The organism is Methanolacinia petrolearia DSM 11571 (assembly GCF_000147875.1).
GTDB classification, from domain to species: Archaea; Halobacteriota; Methanomicrobia; order Methanomicrobiales; family Methanomicrobiaceae; genus Methanolacinia; species Methanolacinia petrolearia.
In genome coordinates, this window is record NC_014507.1 from 2,406,924 (window position 1) to 2,424,119 (window position 17,196).

Annotated in this window: 19 protein-coding genes and 1 tRNA gene; 5 read left to right on the plus strand and 15 right to left on the minus strand. The window is 48.5% G+C overall.

From position 1 onward, the window contains the following. Positions 1 to 199: 199 nt before the first annotated feature. A tRNA-Val gene (locus tag MPET_RS12135) sits at positions 200 to 273 on the minus strand. Between the two features lie 244 nt (positions 274 to 517). On the opposite strand from MPET_RS12135, the gene MPET_RS12140 reads away from it, so the two are divergent. Next, positions 518 to 1,849: an MFS transporter gene (locus MPET_RS12140; protein ID WP_013330328.1), complete on the plus strand. Its 1,332-nt coding sequence runs from the start codon at positions 518 to 520 to the stop codon at positions 1,847 to 1,849. A gap of 158 nt (positions 1,850 to 2,007) precedes the next feature. Further along, positions 2,008 to 2,526: a hypothetical protein gene (locus MPET_RS12145; RefSeq protein WP_013330329.1), complete on the plus strand. Its 519-nt coding sequence runs from the start codon at positions 2,008 to 2,010 to the stop codon at positions 2,524 to 2,526. Between the two features lie 270 nt (positions 2,527 to 2,796). Here MPET_RS12145 and mtrH read toward each other — a convergent pair whose 3' ends face one another. The 13 genes from mtrH to mcrB form a co-directional block, all read right to left on the minus strand. Next, the gene (gene mtrH / locus MPET_RS12150) at positions 2,797 to 3,834 is read right to left on the minus strand and encodes a tetrahydromethanopterin S-methyltransferase subunit H (RefSeq protein WP_013330330.1); all 1,038 of its coding nucleotides are present in this window, start codon (positions 3,832 to 3,834) and stop codon (positions 2,797 to 2,799) included. Between the two features lie 14 nt (positions 3,835 to 3,848). Beyond that, a complete protein-coding gene (gene mtrA / locus MPET_RS12155) occupies positions 3,849 to 4,586 on the minus strand; it encodes a tetrahydromethanopterin S-methyltransferase subunit A (RefSeq protein ID WP_013330331.1) in 738 nt (245 codons plus the stop codon). Between the two features lies 1 nt (position 4,587). Then, on the minus strand, positions 4,588 to 4,800 hold the full coding sequence (locus MPET_RS12160; RefSeq protein ID WP_013330332.1) for a tetrahydromethanopterin S-methyltransferase subunit F: 213 nt from the start codon (positions 4,798 to 4,800) through the stop codon (positions 4,588 to 4,590). 6 nt (positions 4,801 to 4,806) lie between these two features. Beyond that, positions 4,807 to 5,529 carry a tetrahydromethanopterin S-methyltransferase subunit A gene (gene mtrA, locus MPET_RS12165; RefSeq protein WP_013330333.1) on the minus strand — a complete coding sequence of 241 codons (723 nt, stop codon included), beginning with the start codon at positions 5,527 to 5,529 and terminating at the stop codon, positions 4,807 to 4,809. A gap of 11 nt (positions 5,530 to 5,540) precedes the next feature. After that, complete coding sequence (gene mtrB, locus MPET_RS12170) at positions 5,541 to 5,825, minus strand: tetrahydromethanopterin S-methyltransferase subunit MtrB (RefSeq protein ID WP_013330334.1); 285 nt, start codon at positions 5,823 to 5,825, stop codon at positions 5,541 to 5,543. 2 nt (positions 5,826 to 5,827) lie between these two features. Continuing rightward, entirely contained in the window at positions 5,828 to 6,697 is an 870-nt protein-coding gene (gene mtrC, locus MPET_RS12175) for a tetrahydromethanopterin S-methyltransferase subunit MtrC (protein ID WP_013330335.1), read from the minus strand. 11 nt (positions 6,698 to 6,708) lie between these two features. Beyond that, the gene (gene mtrD, locus MPET_RS12180; protein WP_013330336.1) at positions 6,709 to 7,542 is read right to left on the minus strand and encodes a tetrahydromethanopterin S-methyltransferase subunit D; all 834 of its coding nucleotides are present in this window, start codon (positions 7,540 to 7,542) and stop codon (positions 6,709 to 6,711) included. Continuing rightward, the gene (gene mtrE, locus MPET_RS12185; RefSeq protein WP_013330337.1) at positions 7,543 to 8,445 is read right to left on the minus strand and encodes a tetrahydromethanopterin S-methyltransferase subunit E; all 903 of its coding nucleotides are present in this window, start codon (positions 8,443 to 8,445) and stop codon (positions 7,543 to 7,545) included. Positions 8,446 to 8,646: 201 nt separating this feature from the next. Then, positions 8,647 to 10,353, minus strand: a complete 1,707-nt coding sequence (gene mcrA, locus MPET_RS12190) for a coenzyme-B sulfoethylthiotransferase subunit alpha (protein WP_013330338.1) — start codon at positions 10,351 to 10,353, stop codon at positions 8,647 to 8,649. Positions 10,354 to 10,358: 5 nt separating this feature from the next. After that, on the minus strand, positions 10,359 to 11,120 hold the full coding sequence (gene mcrG / locus MPET_RS12195; protein WP_013330339.1) for a coenzyme-B sulfoethylthiotransferase subunit gamma: 762 nt from the start codon (positions 11,118 to 11,120) through the stop codon (positions 10,359 to 10,361). 17 nt (positions 11,121 to 11,137) lie between these two features. Next, a complete protein-coding gene (gene mcrC / locus MPET_RS12200) occupies positions 11,138 to 11,758 on the minus strand; it encodes a methyl-coenzyme M reductase I operon protein C (RefSeq protein WP_013330340.1) in 621 nt (206 codons plus the stop codon). Between the two features lie 2 nt (positions 11,759 to 11,760). Further along, positions 11,761 to 12,240 (minus strand): methyl-coenzyme M reductase operon protein D, encoded by a 480-nt coding sequence (gene mcrD / locus MPET_RS12205; protein WP_013330341.1) that lies wholly within the window; start codon positions 12,238 to 12,240, stop codon positions 11,761 to 11,763. Positions 12,241 to 12,263: 23 nt separating this feature from the next. Continuing rightward, on the minus strand, positions 12,264 to 13,568 hold the full coding sequence (mcrB, locus tag MPET_RS12210; protein ID WP_013330342.1) for a coenzyme-B sulfoethylthiotransferase subunit beta: 1,305 nt from the start codon (positions 13,566 to 13,568) through the stop codon (positions 12,264 to 12,266). Positions 13,569 to 14,162: 594 nt separating this feature from the next. Here mcrB and MPET_RS12215 point away from each other — a divergent pair. Beyond that, the gene (locus MPET_RS12215; RefSeq protein ID WP_013330343.1) at positions 14,163 to 14,900 is read left to right on the plus strand and encodes a molybdenum cofactor biosynthesis protein MoaE; all 738 of its coding nucleotides are present in this window, start codon (positions 14,163 to 14,165) and stop codon (positions 14,898 to 14,900) included. 52 nt (positions 14,901 to 14,952) lie between these two features. On the opposite strand, the gene MPET_RS12220 is transcribed toward MPET_RS12215, so the two are convergent. Next, positions 14,953 to 15,726: a formylmethanofuran dehydrogenase subunit C gene (locus MPET_RS12220; protein WP_013330344.1), complete on the minus strand. Its 774-nt coding sequence runs from the start codon at positions 15,724 to 15,726 to the stop codon at positions 14,953 to 14,955. Positions 15,727 to 15,905: 179 nt separating this feature from the next. Here MPET_RS12220 and MPET_RS12225 point away from each other — a divergent pair, with 179 nt between their 5' ends. Together MPET_RS12225 and MPET_RS14910 are read left to right on the plus strand one after the other, a co-directional pair. After that, on the plus strand, positions 15,906 to 16,496 hold the full coding sequence (locus tag MPET_RS12225) for a hypothetical protein (RefSeq protein ID WP_013330345.1): 591 nt from the start codon (positions 15,906 to 15,908) through the stop codon (positions 16,494 to 16,496). Positions 16,497 to 16,509: 13 nt separating this feature from the next. Then, positions 16,510 to 17,193 carry a molybdopterin-guanine dinucleotide biosynthesis protein B gene (locus MPET_RS14910; protein ID WP_013330346.1) on the plus strand — a complete coding sequence of 228 codons (684 nt, stop codon included), beginning with the start codon at positions 16,510 to 16,512 and terminating at the stop codon, positions 17,191 to 17,193. Positions 17,194 to 17,196 lie beyond the last annotated feature (3 nt).

Below are 17,196 nucleotides of genomic sequence, written 5' to 3' on the forward strand. Positions count from 1 at the left end.
CGAACTGGATCTCAAAGAGCCTTAAAAGATTTTTATATGAAGGCTCCACAGGGTTTTCCTCCTCTGACGTGAATAGACCCTGAAGATGTAAAAATATTTGCCATTTGAAAAATGAATTTACCCCGTCTTCACCATAAAATTCAAAACAAATATCAAAACTGGAAATAACATCTGATTGGTTTATGAAAATAATAAAAAGTGGGCTCGTTGAGATTCGAACTCAAGACCTCCGCCATGTCAAGGCGACGTCATAACCAGCTAGACCACGGGCCCTCACAATTGTCTTAGTGCTCTATTAGTTATGTAATTGCGCTTATAAAAACAATTCTCTTTGACACCGAAGAGGATCTGTTGGATTAATAAACAACAAAAAGAGTCGCTCCAAATTACTGCAACCACGTATACAACATCCAATATTTTCGGCTATGTTAGCTGGATCAAATTCAGGCAGCAAACCTGAAATTAATATCGCATCGTTAATATATACATAAATAATACGATCAATTGCCGAACAGATATGAATAATTTGTTTGAAAGTAAGAAATCCCAAATCCTTGCTGTCATATTTACCGGGGCCATCATGATAGCTCTTGACGGATCTACCGTCTCCCCGATACTATATCCCCTGAAAACGGCTTTCGGTGTAAGCGAAGGGCTCATCTCATGGGCGATAAATATAGAAGTCCTGTTCCTGCTGATCTTCACCCCGATAATTGCGAAGATGGCCGATTATATCGGGCGAAAGAAGATCTACCTTCTATGTATATCCTCGTTCATCGCCGGACTTCTTATAGTCGTTTCTGCGCAGTCTTTCGAATGGTTCCTCGCCGGAAGAGCACTCCAGGGAATCGGAGCAGGCATATCCGTCCTTGCCATAGTATTGATCGGCGATCACTTTACTGAAAACAGGGGTACCGTCCTCGGTATATTCGGAGTCATCATAAGCATGGTATATGCAGCCGGCCCCCTCATCGCCGGATTCCTGATAAACTTCGACTGGCATTTCGTATTCGCTGTGAATATACCGGTTGCCCTGGTGCTGGCCTGCCTTGCATATAAATTGCTCCCGGCCGAAAGCGACTTTTCGGGAAAAAAGGCAATCGACTGGAAAGGGATTATCGCTCTCAGCCTTGCCATCGCGGCTTTTGCAATATTTATCACGCAATTCTCCGGGTCGCTGTTTTCGGCAGGGGCATTTATCCTCATTGCTGTAACGATTGTCTCTCTTCTTCTGTTCCTGAAATTCGAAAGAAGCACAGAGGAGAAGATACTGCCTCTCTCAATGCTGAAACGAAAAAATCCGCTGATAGCAAGCATCCTGACTCTTCTGGGATATACAGCAGGTGCCGGTACATACTTCCTCTCTACATTTGCGATAATGGCCTTCGGCCTCAGCGATTCGGCCGGCGCCTACATCCTTCTGCCTTTTACGGTCGCATCGCTCGTCGCAACCCTTGCAGTAGGAAAACTGCTCGACAAGACCGGGCCCAAACCCATAATGCTCGCAGGTGGACTGATCTCAGCCACAGGAATGTTCATTCTCGGCATTTCCGGATCGATCCATACCTTCATCCTCTCGACAATCCTAATCGGAATCGGCAATGCCTCCATTGCAGGAAATGCACTATACTACCTTATGCTGCACGAATCGGGAACAGAGGACAGGGCCTCGGCCCAGGGGCTGCTGAACGTCCTGCTCAATGCCGGTTCACTCATCGGCGGAGCGCTTCTCGGTGCGGCTTTCGATTCGGCATCCGGAGGAACGGCAAACTACAGGATTACTTATTTTGTCCTGGCATCCGTGTATATAGGACTGGCAATAATCGTAACAAGGCTCAAACAGGACTGAAACCATATTTTTTGCGCCGGACACCAAAATAATTTTAGAACTGAAAACAGATCACGTTATCAGATGACTTACTAAAACGGGGGATTAAAACGATAGAAGTATTATTTTTGTTTTTGCTGCCGTCATGCATATCGTATCTTTTGTATTTCGGACTCCGGATGATTAACTCCGTTAAACTGAAACTGTTAATTCCGCCCGTCCTGTTTGTCTTATCGCTGATTCTATTTGAGATCGTTATTTCCGGCCCTGACAATTCCGGCACCATTTCAGTTTCAGCATGGTTCATCACGATAGCATTCGCCGTATCCTGTGCAGTTGCTATTGCAATGGATGCTTCCCCCCTCAATATCAGGGAGAAATGGAAACAACTTGCTGCTTTTCTGGCCCCGTTCATATCAATCCCTTTTATCTTCGTGATGATTATCACACCCGAAATGGTCCTGGGACAGGCTTATCCTGATTATTACTTTTCCAAAAGACTTCCTCTTTCAGGATGGCTGCTCGACGGGTTAACCTTCGGGTTTAAATCTACTGCAGGAGACGATAATATTCTTCCAGGGATTCTTTTGAATATCGGATTCTTCATTGAAATGATAATTGTGATGCTCCTTGTTTTCTGGTATCTTAAAGCAATGTTTGGAAGTTCTGAAAAAAATGATTATTCCGGAAACGAGTAGTGTTAAAGGATGAACATTTTATTCTTTCTTAACCTGAAATATGAGATTTATCTCAATGAATCCCTGACGGAATTATTACAAATCCAAACCAGGAATCTCTGCATTTTCCAGAATTTACCCCACATAGGATAAATGTACTGGATATTAGAGCACGTTTTCAGGGATTAAGACGGGACATCAGGATTACTACAAACAGAACTGCTAAACTCTGCCTGGAAAATTTCACAAAAAGAGGCCGATAAAGCCTTTAAAAAAATATATTTAAAGGGTTTATACCAGGTGGAAGAGCGGATGTGTGTCCACCTGCGGCTCAAGACCAAACTCTTTTGCAGCCTCTGCGAGGACAATGTCGGAGAATGCAATTGCTGTTGTTGCAGCTTCACAGTTCTCGATAGGTCCGTACATGATGAGGTCTGCACCGAGTGTTGCAGCCATGATGTTACATCCGATATCAGGTGCTGTCCATGCTGCCTGCTTTATGCCCTCAAGTCCACCGGAGTGGTGGTGGGACATCTGTTCTGCAAGAAGATCCTTTCCTTCGTACTGCTGTAAGAGCAGCGAGGGGTTCTTCTTGGATCCTCTCCAGCGTTTGAGCCAGGGCCATGATACGGTCATGTTGTGGTACGCACCACCGGTTGGGAGACCGTGGATTGCCTTGCATGCAAGAATCTCACGGAATGAACCGCCGGAACCAAGTCCGAGAGGTGTTGCTGCAGTATCGAGGATAGGACGTGTAATTCCACACTCTTCCGCGATAGCCATCATTGACTTTTCCTGTCCAGCAACTCCACCCTGTGAAAGTACCTGCTCACGTCCCTTGACCGAGGGGTCACCGGGGTTGAATGCAAGTACGATTGCAGCATCGACATCACTGTTCTTCAGTGCCTCGATGTTCTCCGGTCCGATTGAACCGTTGATCGAGTTGTAGATTGCACGGCTTGCAAGGCCTACTTCAGTAACATAGCCGCAGGCATGTGCAAGTGCTGCGGGGTTTGACGAATCCATCAGGAATGCGGTCTTGTTGTCGATCGAATCAAACCACTGGAAGTAGCTCTCGAATGCCTCTGGTGTTTCAGAGATGATCTGGCAGAAGTGTGGAACTCCGCTCTGGTCGGAAAGTTCCAAACACCTGTTCCAGAGAGCCTCTGCGCGATCCTTATCAATTATGCCCTTCTCATCATCGATAACAGTCTCGTGCTTGTTATAGAAGATGGAAGCTCCGAGCACCCTCGGGTATTCTCCGGGCTGCCCTCCAATCTTGGTACCGTTAAAGTCGAGTACCGTCTGTTCTTTCTCGAATTTGAACATTATTTCACTCCTCCTTACACCAATGCCATAAGTTTTGAGAGTAATACAATCAATATCATGAATGTAAACAATCCTGCAACAAGACCGTAGAGAATACCTATATCACGTCCGATCTTACGACCGTTACGCTGCATAAGTTCTCCTTCTACGAACTCAAGTTTTTCCTCGATTGCATTGAGACGTGCCTCAGCCTCAAGGAACTGAGGGTTGGCCGTAGCAACCGTTGCCTCGGATCCTCCTTCAGATTCCTTGACCTCTATGACCATTGCATCGCCTGCAAAGGCTCCGGGGTCTTTGCTTATGCAGTCCTGGACCTTGGCTTTTATTGCACCGAGATCCTCGGTCTCCATGATATCGATTACTTCAACCTGCTCCTGGAAGCGTTTGATTGCAGCATCATCCAAATTCTCGATGAACGGAATAGCACCCTTTGCGCCGACAATCTTTCCGCCTTCCACACCGCCGGTGTGAAGGGCTTTTAAGCATTGCCCGGAAAGGTGTCCCTTGACTTCCGTACCGCAGGTGATCAGGAACCTGATGTTCGGGTTCGCAACCACGTTCGCTACGATCTTCTCAAGACCAAGGTTCTCGGTCTTGCATGAACCGCACAGTGCAGCACCGGCATCACAGACACCCTGTTCGTCAAGGTGCGATCCCATAGTAACTACTACAACGCAGCTGTTTGCATCGCCGGAGTGGTAGTCACCCTGGATTTTTGGCCAGCCGGAAGCGGGGGATTTCTTATCTGCCATCTCAGATACCTCCCATCAGATATACCGGAACTATTGTCAGTGCCAGCGTGATCAGGAGACCAAACATGAAACCAATGATACCTGAATCCATTATACCTGATTCAAGCTTGTTGGTCCTTGCCAGGATCTGTCCTTTATAGCGCATGTCAGCGACCATGGCCTCGATAGCTGCTGTCCTTATTATTGTCGGACCTGATTTCTCTTCATCTGACATCTCTTATCACCCCATTAACAGGAAGCCGAGAACGGCAAAAGACACGATCAGACCGATCATGAGTCCTTCTACTTTACCTGAATAGACACCTGCTGCAAAGCGGTCCTGGAGGCCCATGCCGGTAACCTTTTCCTGGATTACCTTCATTCTGGCATGCAGGAGAGCGACTTCGGCTGTCATCGGGGCTTCCTCGCCCTCGGTCTCGCCGGCTCCGCCTTCCTCTTCCTTGACCTCAATGACCATCGCGTCGCCCTCAAAGGCTCCGGGGTCCTTGCTTATGCATTCCTGGACCTTGGCCTTGATTGCACCGAGATCCTCGGTCTCCATAATGTCGATTAATTCGACCTGCTCCTGGAAGCGCTTGATCGCGGCATCGTTGAGATTTTCGATGAACGGAATTGCTCCCTTTGCACCGACAATCTTTCCGCCTTCCACACCGCCGGCGTGAAGGGCCTTTAAGCACTGTCCGGAAAGGTGTCCCTTGACTTCTGTACCGCAGGTGATCAGGAACCTGATGTTCGGGTTCGAAATCACGTTCGCTACGATCTTTTCCAGACCGAGATTCTCAGTCTTGCATGAACCGCACATTGCTGCGCCGGCATCGCAGACGCCCTGCTCGTCAAGGTGTGAACCCATTGTAACTACTACAACGCAGCTGTTTGCATCGCCGGTGTGGTAGTCACCCTGGATCTTTGGCCAGCCTGAGGCCGGAGATTTTTTATCTGCCATTTTTCTTCACCTCAGATCAAAGCAAATGCGAACAATCCCGCGATAAGTAGTCCAACTGCCATACCGTACCACATAGCTGTCACGCTACCGGCATACACAAGCGATTTTTCCCTGTGGGGGAAAGATGCAAGGAAATTGCCTTCTCCGGAGAGCATCCCTACGATATCATCGGCAATCTTCTCTACCTCTCCTATCTCGTCCAGAATCGGTGCAAGCGATGCTCCGGCTGTGGTTACAAGACCTACTACCGGATCCGCTACAAGACCGAATTCCGGAAGAACTTGAATATATCCCATTTTCAGGCCTCCTTCTCACGAATCGGTTTTGCATCAAGCCACATGAACGCATCACGCTTTGAGAGCTCGAAGTACTTGCGGTATGTGTACACCCATCCAATAACTGATATGATGAACGAGAGAATTGCTGAAAGGAAGCTCACGAATGCAAAGGATATGATAGATACGGTGATCATACTAAGGAACCCGCACTCTGCTGCAAGCATGAGTGTCCTGTCCTGTGACTCGTTAGGTCCGAGACATGCATTGAATGCATGCTGAACACCTAATGCACCAAGCATAAATACGACAGCGATAACGCAGCCGCCGAGATATGACGAGGTGGTATCTAACATTACAACTCCAAAGAATGTGGTAGAACCTGACACCAGATCTGCGAACACGAATGTTCCTGTTGCCATTGCAGTAAGTCCCATGATTATGATCGCACCAACCATACAGAGTTCGGCGAGAGAAACCATGAGGACAGGAATGTTCATGTTGACGATCTTATCAGAGATGAAACCGATGATAATTCCAAGAATTGCGGCAATAATAACCGTTCCGATCGGGATAATCAGTGGTGTGGATATGAATCCCATTGCGCTGAGCTTGCTTCCGAGAAGCATTGCAATAACTCCCGAACCGAGTGCGATCATACCTGCCGACGGAACACCGGTACCAAGACCGTAACTGCAGAGATGCTTAATAGTATCCGTACCCCACCAGAGGGCAAGCACTGCTGCAAGTCCGCCGAAGAATGAGAACAAAGGCTGGGGCAGGTATGCGTTTACGTAGGTGAGATAAAGGCACACAATTGCTCCAATAAGTCCTATTGCAAGAACCTTGTTGTGGGGCATTCCGCCTTCAGATGCTGTAATTGCTACTGTCATTTTTTAACACCTCACATTACCGCCATAATTATTGCCAGCAGTCCACAGATTGCCGAAGCCACTGCACATCCCATAATTGCACGGGGGAATCTCTTGAACTTCGGGTCGTGCGGACCTTCGATTGTTCCCGTGATGTTGTATGCAGCGATAACCGCGTTGACAAGGAACATACCTACAGCAATGATGCCTGCAATTCCTACTGCAATCGGAAGAACTGCTTCTGCAGATGCTCCCATAGATGCAGGAAGGAATTCCTCATAGACTCCGAGAAGCTCGACATAGATCAGAGTCCCGCCGAGACCACCGAGACATCCTCCGATAACACCGCCTACGTAGGAGACGAACGGAAGACCGTGACCCTCGGTACCCTGTGACTTGTAGGCCTCGAACGTGTCGCCTGTAATCGGGTCCTTTGCGACCTTACCTGATGCCGCAGGTACACCCATACCCCAGACGTATACTACGTTGACCATAAGACATGTGACTGCCATCATGAGTCCGCCGCCAATCGCTCCGCCGGCAAGTGCAACACCAAACCCGAGTTCGGCTGCCCATGCTCCTCCGAAGAGGCCTGCGAGACCCGCACCGGCTGCAAGCATTGTAACACCGGTAGCAATACCAGGTGACTGACCCATAGCTGCAGGAGCTCCTCCGACCGGAACGAAGTGAACTCCGAATCCGATGAGAAGACCACCAACGATCACAAGTATAAGAGACGTAAATGCAAAGCCTGGTGAGATTACATACATTGCTGCAAGTGCTGCAATGAGTAAAATAATACCAACAACGATGCCGACAGGGGTCATTCCCTCTCCGCCGCCGGATCCACCGCCAAGTGCAGACATTCAGGCCGCCTCCTCAGTCTTTTCCTCAGTATAAGGTCCGTATGTCTTGCGGGCCCATTTCTCAATGTACCTGTCGATTGCCATGAATACGAGAATCAGGACTATACCTGCGATAACTGCTCCCCAACCGCTTGCGAACTCTTCGAAGAAGATTGTACGCCACAGTTCGAGGAATACGATAAGTCCGAAACAGACACCGGATGCGGGGCCGCCGAGCTTGGATGTGAACCATCCATTGTCGAGTGAACTGCGCTGTCCTGCCTCTGCGTAGCGGACAATGTTACCTGATGCCGAGATCGGTACACCTGCACCGAACTTCTGGGACTGGTACTGGCGCTCCTTGCCGTAGAACGGGTTACCTGTTGCAGAACCTGCTGCACCAAGAGCGATACCCCATACGAGACCCATGAGCGGGAGCGGGAAGGGGTGTCCGAGAGCGTTTACCATGAGGAAACACATCGTGACACATGTAAAAATAGCTACGAATGCATGTGCCATAGTCACGGTCGTAACCGACTTTATCACGTCGATATAGACCGGCTGTTCAAATTTTGCCAGACTTGCTGTCCTTCCAAGGTATGCTGTTGTAGCATATACACCCTGGACAAATACGGCAATTGCCGATCCAAGGATAATCGCAAGAACCGGATTATAGTTGATCGCCATGAGCGCCCATGCAAGACCTGCTCCAAGCGTAATCCAGAGTCCGTACGCGGGGGGTTCGCCGGATATAGCTTTACTGAATATACGGTGAATATAACCCATCTGCGGAGCCAGCTGAACCTGCGAGTTCGGGTCACCCTGTGAACCGATATCAGATTCAGTATCCTCCGCAGCTCCGGACACTGTCGCCAGAGCGCCTGCTATAGCACTTATACCGATGCCAAATAACAACTCTTCCATTCAGGCATCCTCCTGTGTGCCGCACACACTAAAGTACATGCAACACGAAACCCTTTCTGGATTCAGAAATAAGTCGATTAGTAGTTTATTAAAGCTTTCGAAAGGCATCTGCCTTAAAAAAAGACGCTACGGCCATATCAGGAGATAAAACCGTCAATTGTCCGATTTTTTGGATCTAAGAAAAAAAATATTGTGTTGATCTTACCTTGCAGGTATAATCAGTGAGCGCTCTCCGGCGGGCATGAACTCGCGGATTGCACCTTTTGCGAACTCGCGGCGGGGTTCTGCGAAGTCGAAGGTCAGTGAGGGGTCTGCGAAACAGATCTTTACGAGCGGGTTGAAACAGAATGCATCTCCGCGTCCGTAGTGTGCACCACCGACGATAGCTGCGTATTCTCCCTGGTGACCGACGTTCATTGCGTAGTTCGGGTAGTTAGGTCCACGAAGTTCTCCAATCAGACCGCGGTCGGGCTCCATTGAGAGCGAGTTTGCTGAACCGCACTGGTCCTGAAGATCGTAGCCGAAGAATCCGAGACGTGACCATCCTTCCTTGTGCATGAGCATCGAAAGGTACCATCCGTTCAGACCGGCGTTGGAGTTTCCTGTACCGATCGAACATGTAAGACCACATGCTGCTGCCATTACACCCGCACGCTGTGAACCACCGAAGTGGTCTTCCATCATTGTCGGGTACTGCTCATACTGCTCCATTGCATTGAGGTTAACCTCTGTTGCAAGATCGTTGACGACCTCCTGTGTCGGCTTTATAAGCTTTGCGGGGTCAGGGTTTGTGTAATCTACGCTGTATTTGTCCTTAAGGTAGTCCATACCGTAGTATGTGAACTCATCAAGGATGTTATCGGTGTATGCTGCTGTTGCGTACTGTGTGAATCCGACACCACCGGACATGTATGATCCGAGCCAGATCTGGTCGAAGAGCATTGTTCCTGCACCGACTACCTCAAGGGATGCCCTTGCGGGGTCGTTGGGGTACTTGCGGTTACCCTGAATGATATCAGAGAAGAGACCGAACTTGATTCCACCGGGTTCGTTAGGTCCACGGGCACGGCGTGCGGGCAGGTGGGTTGCCATCTGGATAACACCGGCGTGCTTTGCTGCGAATGAAAGGTCGGCTACTGCTGCCTCACCTGCACACATCCTGTATGCTGCGATGAAGGACATACCAATCTGCATTGCTGACCATCTTGAGGTTGTTCCACCGTCACAGGTCCTTGAGACGATTGTCGGGATGTGAATTGCCTGGTACATCGACTTTCCGACCTGCTTCTTGAGAACTTCTGCCTGCTCTGCGTTGAAGAGCTTGTCGACGTTGAGGAGGAACTGGGGCTCGATATCATCGGCCATCTCGTCGTCGCCTGTGAATACCTTTACGTAACAGTCATCGACGATTCCCGGGTGAGTCTCGACCATGTGTTCCTGAACCACAGCTCCACCGGGCATTGCGTGGTTGAGGATGTGGAGGTATTCGTTGATTGTCTCAGGTGTAACTTCCTTTCCGAGACGCTTCTGGAGTGTTGCGTGTGCAAGATCCATTCCTACGATAACGGTCCTGCGGATGTCGTCCCACATCTGCTGCATTGCAGCGTTGTTGACGAAGTGCAGGTCGTCACCCTCTACGAAGACGTCGGTCTGTGAAACCTGGTAGGTCATGAGCTGTCTCTGACCCATGGGCAGTCCGCCAAGGTGGCAGTGCTCGGGGTCGTACATGGAGATTCCACGCTTCATCTCTACCTTCTTTGCCTCTGCCATGAACTCGCGCTTACGCGGAGACTGGCGGACACCGTCGAAGTTGTAGAATGTTGTCTTTACTGACTCGGGGTCTTCTCCCTGGAACTTCTCCTTAAGTGCGTTGAGGAAGAGTTTCTGTGATCTCTCAATTTTTCCCATTTATATCACTCCTCTTTCGGCATGAAGCCGTATTTAGTCCTCAGCGAGTGAATGCGCTGGATGTATTCGACGTATTCTGCATCATCACGGTATGCAGTTCCTACGAGTGAGTGGAAGATTGTCGAGTGGTCCTTTACCCATGCATCGTCCATCGGCTTTCCGACTTCTACTGCACGGTCCAGGGGCTCTCCGATCTGATCCTTCTGGTATTTTACAACACCGTCTTCGAGGATACAGCGCTGGAGCATATCGAACATCATTCCATCCTCTGCAAGACGGAGCGAGTGTCCGTGCACGGTTGCACCACGGCAACTGACGAGTGCTGGCTCGAACATCTCTGTCTCGATGAGCCACTTTGCATACTGCTCAAGGTCACGCTCACGGCATTCTACAATCTGACGTCCGGAGAGTGTACCGGGGTCGATTCCACGGAAGCGGTAGCATTCTGTGTATGTACGCTGGTACGGCTGTGAAGGTGCGTTGAACATCGAATCTGCGAACTGGATGTAACGGACGCGGTCTCCTGCCTTTGCTCCCTCTGTGGGCTCTACAATCTTTCTGATTGGACAGTCGGGTTCCTGCTGCTCTGCAAGCGGCGGGTGTGCCGTCGGGTATGCAGAACCTGGTGCACGGTGACCGAGAATAAGAACGACGTCCTCATCGGTTACGTCACGGACCTTGTCTAACTGGACTGCAGGGTTCATCTGTTTGCGCCTGTTTGCGGCAACATTTGATGTACCTGGTCCATACTGTGGTGTGTATGCCATTTTCATTTCACCTCAAATTATTCTTTAATCGTTTTCATAACAGCTGAAATCACTTCTGCCAGATTTTCTCTTGTTGGTGTCTGGCCACGGGTAACCCCGCTGACAATCGCAACAACTTTTCCCTTAGTGCGAATATTTTTCTCGTCAGGCATGACGTATGCCGTCTTTACTCCGACCTTTGCAAGATCTTCGTAGTCTACAGGCGCCTGGGAAACAAGAATCGCGTTGATTTCACAATGCTGAAGGATAAAGCGAACCTTCTCAACAACATGGGATCTTACGTTCCCGTGATGAAGTATCGCAACCTTGTGCTGTTCAATCTGCGAGATCTCTTTTGCATTGAGACCGAAATAGGCCCCAAGAACCGAACCTGCGATTCCGGGAGCATCCGAAGGCACACCGCTTCCCGCATTGAGGACAAGCGTGCTTACGGAAAACTCAACTCCTTCTCTCCTGAGACCTGATGTGATATCGCATACAGGTTTAGTTACATGCCTCCTGCCGGGAGACATACCGACTACTATTATATCAGGATAACGGCACTCCGAAATAGTGCCTCTCTGGGCAAGGCCTCCGCCCTTTCCCATACCCATACTTTCGCGGCAGTCTACAACCTGTGTGACCCGGCCAATCGGCATATTTATTTCAAACCCTGTATGATAACCGGACCCTCCTTCTTACGCGGATCGACCAATCCCAAAATCATCTCGTCCGCATTAGGCCCGTATTTTGCATAATCACTCGTAGTAGGCTCTGTCTTCATGAACTTTCCTTCCATTACCTGGCAGGAAAATTTGCCTTCAAAGAATTCTGATGTGACCTTTCGGATCTCATCAATAACGGATCTTTCTTCAACCTCGAGTATGATAACCCCGACCTGAACTCTAAGCTCCGTCTCTGTATCCCCTATTTGTATAACTCTCCTGTTTGAATTGGGATTGGGTTTACCTCTTGCAGGACCATAAGGTACGGTTTTGGGAAGAGAAGGTCCGTTTATTACGAACCTCCTGATCCCTTTCACCCTGACAATAAGGTTAAGGAATTTCTCAGCTGTTTCCGGAGAGAGCATCCTTATAGGGACTATTTTGCACTGGGGATAGTGTTTCTGGCTTTCTGTCATTCCAATCTGTCAATCTGGTTTATTCAGACTCCGTTTGCGATCTGCTGGATCGGCTTGTTGAACTCTGGGATCTGACCGTAGGTCTGGCCCATAACTGCCGATGTTCCCTCAGGGGTGAACATCTGTGTACCTGCATCAAGTGCACATGCAGCAACTACACACGGAATTGCACAGCCGTTTGCGTGGCGTGTAACTACGTGGTTTCCGTTGAAGATACCGGGACCGCCGCCACCATAGATCGAGTGGCTGAAGAACGAGAAACCGACAGCTGTTCCCATTACACGACCGAAGTCGGTCGACGGGAGACCGGTCTCGTGCTCAAGAAGGTCGTTGAAGTAGAGCAGTGTTGATGAAACTGCCTGTGCGAAACGTCCTGCACCACAGTTGACCATTGTTGCGGCCATTGTTCCTGCTGCTGCATATGCGTTCCACATCATCGGGTCCTTCGTGTCGTAGAACTGGAAGTATCCGCCCTTCTTTCCGGGGACGATTACCTTGTCCTCGATTGCCTTCTCGACAAGTGACTGAACTACTGTTCCGACTGTACCGGTCTTACCGTTCTCCTTAACAAGGTCATAGACCATGTTGTTTGCGTTAAGACCCTGATATGCGTACTGGAGAAGCATGTGGCGCTCGAACGGGCCGATTGCACCGCCCATCTCGAACTCTCCGGCTGTCTCGAGTGTGGCTGCAAGAGCTGCACCCTGCATTGCATTCCTGCCGGTCATCATAACGAAGTGGTTGACACCGATGTTACGAAGAGCATATCCGAGACCCTCATTGTTCTGTGGGTTGCTCAGGACTGATGTTACAAGTGCTCCTTCGGGGTCCATCGTGTGCGGGTATCCACCGAATGTTGCCGCCTTTACGGTTGATGCATTGAATGCATCGATGTCGAACTGGTCGACGATTGCGTAGGTTGTTGCTGCTGCAACTGCTGTAAATGCTGCATCGTATGTAGATGCTGCTGCGAGACGGGCCTTTGGAGCCTCTACAAGAAGGAGGTTTCCACCCTTGTACTCGTTTATAACTGTTCCTTCGCCTTCAACATCGAGCATGTCCTTGATCTTTGCGACGATGGCGTCTTTGTTTGCCATAATCGGAAGGTCAAGTTCACGGCCCATGATCATTCCGCCTTTTCCAAGCTTTCCGGTCTTAAGTGCTGCTTCGATTCCACCAAGGTTAACTGCAATGCTCCTCTTGGTTAAGTCGATGAGCTTAAGTGTTGCCGGGTTTACAAGCGGACTGATAGCACCGAGGTTTACGTTGCTCTTCAGGACTTTTCCGTCATCTGAATAGAGATCAATTGTTTCGGAATATTTTGCCATTTATTTTCCTCCTATACCCTTTGTGCAATGCCTTACTTTCACTGAACTCTGACAGCGGATGCTGTCGCTATCGATGTTAATCACTACTGCACGTCCCCGCATGGGACAAAGGTACAATATCATATCTCAGAATATAAGCGTTCCTAATAAAAACAAATATAATACTAATAAAATAGAAGGTAAAAGTCGAACGAATTTCGACAAAAACCGTAATATTGATATTATTCGGCCGTTCGTAATACATGAATAACTATTTAGTAATACTCTTTATGGCAATAATTGATGATAAATCGTGATCGCATTGTGCGCCCCGAAGAAATCGATTTTCTGCGTTTTTTAGGAAAAACAAATGTAGCCCGGGAACTAAATTCACAGAACATAAGAAAAGGGGGATTATGCGAGCCGGATTTCCTGTCTTCTTTATGAGAAAAATAAGAAAAAAAGATACACGCATAACAACCCGACATTGTATCAGGCAGATACTTCTAGTTTGATCATGATTCAACCGGCAAATCTACCGCAGGTATGAGACCAGGATTGCCTTGCCGGGAATCAACAGAAAATAGAAAATATTAATCGTGCAGATCTGGTTATATGAAGATCATCCACATAACAGGAGATTCCCATCCAGAAAATAACACTGCAATTGCAGAATTTATAGAAAAACTTTCAGTTCTCAATCCGGGAAAAAACGGTGTCATCTGTGATTCAGGAGCAGAAGAACTGCCGGAATCGAAATGTAATGCTCCATATTCCGCAAAAGTTCATGATGCAGGGACGATCGTTGCAATAAAGGATGGAGATCTCTCAGGCACCCTCGATCTTTTTTCCGATTCCGGAATATTTTATGCGATAATTCTGGGATTTGAAGGGTTAAATTACAAAAAGGCAGTATTTGGGGATTTTGAAGCTGAGAACTGCATCCTTAAAGATCCATCTGCGGATGAAATGATTGAGGCACTCGACAAATTCGACGACCATTACACGATGCAGGGCCTTGTGAAAGAGCTCAAGGAGGAAGTCGATATCCCTAAAACAGGGTGTTACCTCCACTTCAACGGAATTGTCAGGGAGATCACCGGCGAAGAGAGAACCGAATACATGGATTTTTCCGATTATGATTATATTGACAGGATAATTGCTGAAATCAGGAAGGATATGGAGAAAGTTCCGGGAGTTCTGGGAGTCCGTTTCTACCACAGCAAAGGGAGGTTATATGCCAGCGACGACGTTACCTACATTGCCGTTGCTGCATCGCACAGGCAGGAGGCATTCAAAGCCATGATGGATGCGATCGACAGGCTGAAGGCTGAGCTTCACAACAAAAAATGACAGAAATGAAATTATTCAAAAAATAATAAATTTTCGGGCTTAAAAACTCAAACTAATAGTACTCATATTCTTTTACGTAAAGGGAGCCCTTCCCCCGGTTTGCCACATCACCAGTGAAATAATGCATTATTTTCCCGTCGACGTCCGTCTCCCCTTCATCCCTGAATGTCGGGTGCATTTCATTCACTTTCCCGAAGAAATATGCAGTGCCGCCCTTCATGTTCCCGCAGGCCCTTCTGCATTCGCCGTAGACCTTAAGGATGCCGTCTCTCATATCGACTCCCGTCATATCGCCGCAGCTTCCGTGAATTATGATCTCTCCGCCTGCAAGGAATTCGGCACAGAAATCACCTGTGTCTCCCATCACCTCGAGGACGCCTCCACGCATTCCTCTCTTCTCTCCGCGGTACCCCGATCCGCAGTAATGGCCTGCATTCCCGTGACACAGAATCCTTCCGCCCCTCATCTCGCGGCCGAGCCACCCGTCCGCATCTCCCATGATCTCAATTATCCCGCCGCTCATGAAATTCCCGCAGTGCATTCCGATATCACCTTCGACAGTGATCTTTCCTGCGGCCATATACTCGCCGATACGCTTTAAAGTCCTGGTCTCACCTGCAAGCACAAGTTCGATATCTTCAGAGGAAGAAGCTTCGCCGGCAATTTCTATATCGAAGAAATCACAAAAGCTTCTCTCCTTGTTCCCCTCCCATACACTGAGGTCGCGGAATGATTCATCCATAAAGTGTTCGGGGATTACTGATTCTGCTTCTACGGGAAGATTGGGATTTTTTCGCGGTTTTGGCGTAAGTTTTACAACTCTCATAAACAATTCTCCGGGAAAGGCCACAGCACCTGCAGCATATGTGTAGATCTAATTATTTTTTACCAGTTAATTAGAAAAAGGTTTCATTTCCAGCAACAATCCGGCCATTAAAAGAAAAAGTCCATTTAACGGCTGGATGTTGAAACGATTATATCCCTGTCTTTCCATAATAATATCCCATGGGTGCAGAAGAGCAGGCCGCATTTTTCCTGACAGAGATTCATGAGAAATTCAGGAACAATGTGACTGAGATCAAAGAGATTACAGGAGTTCTACAGGATCTGAAAAAAGACCTGGAGAAGATGGACTCCCTCGGCGAAAAGGAAATAAAGTTCGGAATCAGCGGGGTTGGCAATTCACTGGACTTCCTGGCAAAAAGACTTGATGATGCAGCAGATTTCTTTGAATTCTATCTCGGCAACGAATCTTCCGTCAATGTCGTTCTTCTCGAACGCGACGCATATATGAAGATCAACCAGATACTCAGATGGAACAAGGTCGATGTAAGAGAGCTGAAACGGTGGGTTGAAGAGCTTGAGGAGATCGCCGGAGATCTTAAGAGAAATCCGCACGACCTCCTGAATTTCAGGAAGCTCCCCACAATTGACATCCCGGATGCTGCAATAAAATACCCGGTATGGGCCATAGATAAATCCGGGTACTGCCTCGCAGGTTCGGACTACAGCGAAATAATCCATATCGACGAAGTCCTTGAAGAGATGGAATCAGGAAATGTTCCCTTCCCGGTTCATTCAGTGAGCACGCGGTAAGGACTGTTTTGGGATGAAAGTAATTCAGGTAGTCGGACGTTCAAACTCCGGCAAAACCTATTTTATACACCGCCTTCTCGAAAGAATGACTGTAATGTTTCCGGGAAAGGTCGGAGTAATCAAGCACATGGGCCACCACATCTTTGAGCTCTCTGAAGGAAAGGATACGACGACACATTACGAGCACGGTGCCGAATGTGTTGCGGGAGTTGACGCGGAAAAGACCGTTCTTACAGTAAGGGATGACAACCTTGACAAATCCCTTGAAATTCTCTGTGACCTCGGGATGAAGTATGCGATAATCGAGGGGTTCAAGGAGTACGGATTCAAAAAGATAGTCAAGGGAGAACTGGAATCCGGCGAATGCCTGCTGAGAGACCCGACGGTCGATGACGTAACCGAATCGCTCGATGCATTCGATGATTATTATACTCTTGGCGGGCTTGTCAAAGAACTGGAGGAGGATGAAAGAGCTCCTGCAGGTGCCTCAATTGTAACTTTTTCCGGTGTTTTCGAGAATATTCCCATGGATTACGGAAAGATCGCCGGGAAGATCGGGGAGAACGAAGGCATAGTCTCCGTGAAAACATCATTAAACGGAAAAAAAGTGATGATCGGTGTCGCCTCCGTTGACACACGGTCTGCCTGCAATGCAATCGATAAAGCAGTATCAGAACTGGCAGGCATGAAGAGCTGAAAG

Coding starts and splice junctions, on each gene's coding strand:
- MPET_RS12140 (WP_013330328.1), top strand. CDS start 518: ATGAATAATTTGTTTGAAAGTAAGAAATCCCAAATCCTTGCTGTCATA.
- MPET_RS12145 (WP_013330329.1), top strand. CDS start 2,008: ATGATTAACTCCGTTAAACTGAAACTGTTAATTCCGCCCGTCCTGTTT.
- mtrH (WP_013330330.1), bottom strand. CDS start 3,834: ATGTTCAAATTCGAGAAAGAACAGACGGTACTCGACTTTAACGGTACC.
- mtrA (WP_013330331.1), bottom strand. CDS start 4,586: ATGGCAGATAAGAAATCCCCCGCTTCCGGCTGGCCAAAAATCCAGGGT.
- MPET_RS12160 (WP_013330332.1), bottom strand. CDS start 4,800: ATGTCAGATGAAGAGAAATCAGGTCCGACAATAATAAGGACAGCAGCT.
- mtrA (WP_013330333.1), bottom strand. CDS start 5,529: ATGGCAGATAAAAAATCTCCGGCCTCAGGCTGGCCAAAGATCCAGGGT.
- mtrB (WP_013330334.1), bottom strand. CDS start 5,825: ATGGGATATATTCAAGTTCTTCCGGAATTCGGTCTTGTAGCGGATCCG.
- mtrC (WP_013330335.1), bottom strand. CDS start 6,697: ATGACAGTAGCAATTACAGCATCTGAAGGCGGAATGCCCCACAACAAG.
- mtrD (WP_013330336.1), bottom strand. CDS start 7,542: ATGTCTGCACTTGGCGGTGGATCCGGCGGCGGAGAGGGAATGACCCCT.
- mtrE (WP_013330337.1), bottom strand. CDS start 8,445: ATGGAAGAGTTGTTATTTGGCATCGGTATAAGTGCTATAGCAGGCGCT.
- mcrA (WP_013330338.1), bottom strand. CDS start 10,353: ATGGGAAAAATTGAGAGATCACAGAAACTCTTCCTCAACGCACTTAAG.
- mcrG (WP_013330339.1), bottom strand. CDS start 11,120: ATGGCATACACACCACAGTATGGACCAGGTACATCAAATGTTGCCGCA.
- mcrC (WP_013330340.1), bottom strand. CDS start 11,758: ATGCCGATTGGCCGGGTCACACAGGTTGTAGACTGCCGCGAAAGTATG.
- mcrD (WP_013330341.1), bottom strand. CDS start 12,240: ATGACAGAAAGCCAGAAACACTATCCCCAGTGCAAAATAGTCCCTATA.
- mcrB (WP_013330342.1), bottom strand. CDS start 13,568: ATGGCAAAATATTCCGAAACAATTGATCTCTATTCAGATGACGGAAAA.
- MPET_RS12215 (WP_013330343.1), top strand. CDS start 14,163: ATGAAGATCATCCACATAACAGGAGATTCCCATCCAGAAAATAACACT.
- MPET_RS12220 (WP_013330344.1), bottom strand. CDS start 15,726: ATGAGAGTTGTAAAACTTACGCCAAAACCGCGAAAAAATCCCAATCTT.
- MPET_RS12225 (WP_013330345.1), top strand. CDS start 15,906: ATGGGTGCAGAAGAGCAGGCCGCATTTTTCCTGACAGAGATTCATGAG.
- MPET_RS14910 (WP_013330346.1), top strand. CDS start 16,510: ATGAAAGTAATTCAGGTAGTCGGACGTTCAAACTCCGGCAAAACCTAT.